A 3,435-nucleotide genomic window follows, 5' to 3' on the forward strand; every position below is an offset into this window, starting at 1 on the left:
CAGTTCCGCGCCCCAGCCCCACTGGAAGACCGCGATGACGGAACCGAGTGCCGCCGGCACCGACAGGAGGAAGCCGAGGGCCGCCTTCAGCGGGACCAGGATCGAGCGGAAGACCAGGAGCGGGAGCAGGATCGCCAGCCCGACGACCACGATCAGGTACGGCTGTTCTGGTCGTCGGGGGCGGCGGGCGCCGACGCGGCACCGAAGCCGACGGCGGCCAGTACGGCCACCCAGAGGAGTGTGAAGGACCACCGTCGGCGGAAGGCCAGCCGGCCGAGTCTGTGGAGGAAGGTAGCCACGGTCAGGAGCTCCAAGGTCTGCGGTACGGGCAGAGGGAGTGGGGGACGAGAGAGGGAGGGAACGAGAGAGGAGGGAGGTCCTCTTCGCGGAAGGGGGTCAGATCTGCTGCCGGTGCGCCCCGCGCACCTGCTGCCCCTGCTGCTCTCCGCGGCCCTTGAACAGGCTGACGCCCGCGCCGAGCGAGACGATCCCCATGCCGACACCGGTCATGACGCCCTGCGTACCGTCGACGACGAACGGCGCGACGGCCGCGACGGCGAGGTTGAACAGGAAGAGGAACCAGAGGACAGGCTTGGAGGCGAGCAGGGACTTCATGGGGTTTCCTTCCGGGTGGGCTCCGAAAGAGCCAGGTGGGGGAGCTGTCTGCTTCCGAGATCAACGATCCCGGGAACGCCTCCCCGCCACGAGGGAGTGCTCTCCCGAACCCGTGGTGTAGCCCGCTACACCTCCCGCTCTCCCCGGCACCTCACAACTGCCCGCGCCACCAGCGCTCGTCGGGGTGGTCCACCTGGAGGGTCTTGACCCGGCTCAGCATGGTGCGGTCCAACGACCGTACGAGCGTGTGCAGTTCGCGGGGTTTCTTCCTGGGCGGGGTGTGGGTCACCGCTTCGGGGTGATCGCGGAAGTACCCCGGGTGGCATCCGCAACGGAACAACGGGGTTCAGACCCCGCCGAGCAGCGCGGCGAGGCCGCTTTCGACCAGCGGGCCCAGGTCCTCCATGCCCGGCGCGACAACGCCGTACGAGCGATGCAGGAAACGCTGGAGCTGCGCCGTACGGAATCGGACCACGGCCAGCCCGTACGGCGAGTGGAGTTCCACGACCGTGCGCGTCGGTCCGCAGGGCCACAGATGGACCTCGCCGATCCCGGCCGGGTGCTCCAGTCCCTCGTCCAGGAGCGACCGGGAGAAGGTCCAGGTCACCGTCTCCCCGTCGACCGAGACGTCGACGGGGAAGTCGATGTGGACGGCGAGCGGGTCGGAGGCCTCGTAGCGCAGGGTGACGGCGAGCGGAAGCTCCTGGTAACCGGGGGTGATCAGGCGGGCGCGTGCGGACTGCTCCAGGGTTCTGTGCATGATCGACTTTCCGTTCCGGTGAGGCGTTGGGCCAGTTGCGGTGTTGCGGTGCCAGTTGTGCCGAGCTGCCTTTCTCGACCTGACGGAGGGCCCGTTCATTACGCCGCAACGGGAGTTACCCCATGTGACGTGCGTCACCTTCTGTAATTAGTTGAGTTTTTTGTCATCTAGCCTTACAAACTCATCCCCACTGCCTCATCCGCAGGTAACTGGAGCGTTCCTGCCAATGATTGACGACACCGACACCGCCACCGCCGCGTACGCCCGCATCTACGAGGAACAGCAGCCGCGCCTCGTCGCATATGCGCGTTCGCTCACCAAGAGCAGCTGGGCCGCGGAAGACCTGGTCGCCGAGGCGCACTTCCGTGTGTGGCGACGCCTTTCGGCGGGGCACGAGATCGACAACGTGCCCGCGTACCTGATGACGACGGTCCGGCATCTGGCGGCCACCGTGGGCAGCAGTTCGGCGCGCGAGACCCCGCAGGACCCGCAGGACCGGCCGGAAAGGGTCGTGGCGCAGGGCCGCCATGTGGACGACCCCGCCGAACAGGTCTCCTCGGTCGACCTGTTGGTACGGGTACTGGGCCAACTCCCCGACCGCTGGGTCAAGGCGCTGTGGCTCGCGGAGGCGGAGGGCCAGCCGCTGGCGGCGATCGGTCCCCAGATCGGCACCGGTATCAAGGAGGGCGCCACCGCCGTACTCCTCCACCGCGCCCGCGAGGGCATGCGCCAGGCCTTCCTGCGCGAGCAGCCCGGTGTCCCGAACAGCACGGCGTGCGAGCCGTACTGGGTCCGCATGCCCGCGTACGTACGCGGTACCGCGACCCGTCGCCAGTCCGACCAGCTCCTCGCCCACGCGGACACCTGCGACGACTGCCGCCACCGACTCGCTTTGCTGATGCGCACGAACGACCGCCTGCCCGCGCTCGTCGGCCCGGCGCTGCTGGTGCTCCTGGTGGGCGGCACGGGGAAGTACCTGCTGTCGTTCGCGGCGGGGTCCGCCGGCGCGTCGACCGCGGTGACCGCTGTGGCTGGTCACGGGGGTGGCGTGCTGCACGCGGTCCATGCGGTACGTCATGCCGTGGCCGGTGGCTCGAAGATGCCCAAGGCGTTCGCGGTGAGCGCGGGGGCGGCTGCGGCGGCGGTCGCGGTCACCATCGCGCTCACCTCTCCACAGGTCGAACTGCGGGAACGGTCCCGGATCCCGCTGGCCGACGCGCCGTTGGCACCGGCGCCGGTGGCGGAAGTGCCGACGTCGGCGACCGTGCCGCTGAAGGGGACTCCGGTGACCGTGCCGCAGAAGGTGCGGATTTCGGTGGGCGGGGCTGAGGTTGAGGGCGGGCGTGGGAGCGGGGGTGGGGGTGGGGGTGAGCGCCGCGGGTGGTCGGTGGTCACGGTGACTCCAGGGAGCGGTGGGAGTGGTGGGGCGGCTGGTGCGCCGAGTACGCCCGGTGCCTCCGGTGCGCCGGTTGAGTCTGGTTCTTCGGTGCCCGAGCCTCCGGTTGAGGAACCGGTACCGCCGGTGGGTGAGCAGCCTCAGGTGCCTGATGCACCTGAGGATCCGCCGGCTCCGGAGGTTCCGTCGGCTCCACCGGCGTCTGAGACTCCGGATGATCCGGCGTACGTGCCTCCGGAGGTCCCTGTGGTGGGACCCCCGGTGGAGGAGCCCCCTGTGGTGGAACCCCCGGTGGAGGAGCCCCCTGTGGAGGAGGTCCCCGTGGTGGAACCCCCGGTGGAGGAGGCGCCAGAACCGCCGGTCTCCGAGACTCCCGTGACTCCGGAGGTTCCTGTCCCGGACCCCGCTCCCACTCCCGATCCGGAGCCCGCCCCGGAACCGGCTCCGGACCCGGTCACTCCAACTCCCGTTGATCCCGTCCCTGTTGAGGAGGCCCCGGTTCCCGGCCCCGGACACTGCTGACCTGACGATCGAGCTGCTCGATCGAGCCGCTTTCGGTGGAATTCTGCCTCGCCGAGCAACCTGGACACCGCGTTCACAGATCCGGCTTGGGCGCGTTGGGGTGCGTCCGTTGCGACGCGAACGGCAAGCAGGTCGGCTGCGA

Annotated in this window: 5 protein-coding genes; 1 reads left to right on the forward strand and 4 read right to left on the reverse strand. The window is 69.6% G+C overall.

Annotated features, from left to right (window positions below; translation table 11 throughout):
* Positions 1–152: 152 nt before the first annotated feature.
* The 4 genes from RB628_RS39875 to RB628_RS39890 all read right to left on the reverse strand — a co-directional run bounded on the left by RB628_RS39875 (position 153) and on the right by RB628_RS39890 (position 1,375).
* Entirely contained in the window at positions 153–299 is a 147-nt protein-coding gene (locus RB628_RS39875; protein ID WP_318325543.1) for a hypothetical protein, read from the reverse strand.
* A 97-nt stretch (positions 300–396) separates the two neighbouring features.
* The gene (locus tag RB628_RS39880) at positions 397–615 is read right to left on the reverse strand and encodes a hypothetical protein (RefSeq protein WP_318325544.1); all 219 of its coding nucleotides are present in this window, start codon (positions 613–615) and stop codon (positions 397–399) included.
* Positions 616–766: 151 nt separating this feature from the next.
* A complete protein-coding gene (locus RB628_RS39885; RefSeq protein WP_318325545.1) occupies positions 767–904 on the reverse strand; it encodes a hypothetical protein in 138 nt (45 codons plus the stop codon).
* A gap of 57 nt (positions 905–961) precedes the next feature.
* Entirely contained in the window at positions 962–1,375 is a 414-nt protein-coding gene (locus RB628_RS39890) for an SsgA family sporulation/cell division regulator (protein ID WP_318325546.1), read from the reverse strand.
* 226 nt (positions 1,376–1,601) lie between these two features.
* Here RB628_RS39890 and RB628_RS39895 point away from each other — a divergent pair, with 226 nt between their 5' ends.
* The gene (locus RB628_RS39895) at positions 1,602–3,293 is read left to right on the forward strand and encodes a sigma-70 family RNA polymerase sigma factor (RefSeq protein WP_318325547.1); all 1,692 of its coding nucleotides are present in this window, start codon (positions 1,602–1,604) and stop codon (positions 3,291–3,293) included.
* Positions 3,294–3,435 lie beyond the last annotated feature (142 nt).

This window comes from Streptomyces sp. ADMS (genome assembly GCF_033441795.1).
Classification (GTDB): domain Bacteria; phylum Actinomycetota; class Actinomycetes; order Streptomycetales; family Streptomycetaceae; genus Streptomyces.

Bases quoted from the DNA above. Each gene is read 5' to 3' on its own strand.
- RB628_RS39880 (WP_318325544.1), bottom strand. From the start codon at position 615: ATGAAGTCCCTGCTCGCCTCCAAGCCTGTCCTCTGGTTCCTCTTCCTG.
- RB628_RS39890 (WP_318325546.1), bottom strand. From the start codon at position 1,375: ATGCACAGAACCCTGGAGCAGTCCGCACGCGCCCGCCTGATCACCCCC.
- RB628_RS39895 (WP_318325547.1), top strand. From the start codon at position 1,602: ATGATTGACGACACCGACACCGCCACCGCCGCGTACGCCCGCATCTAC.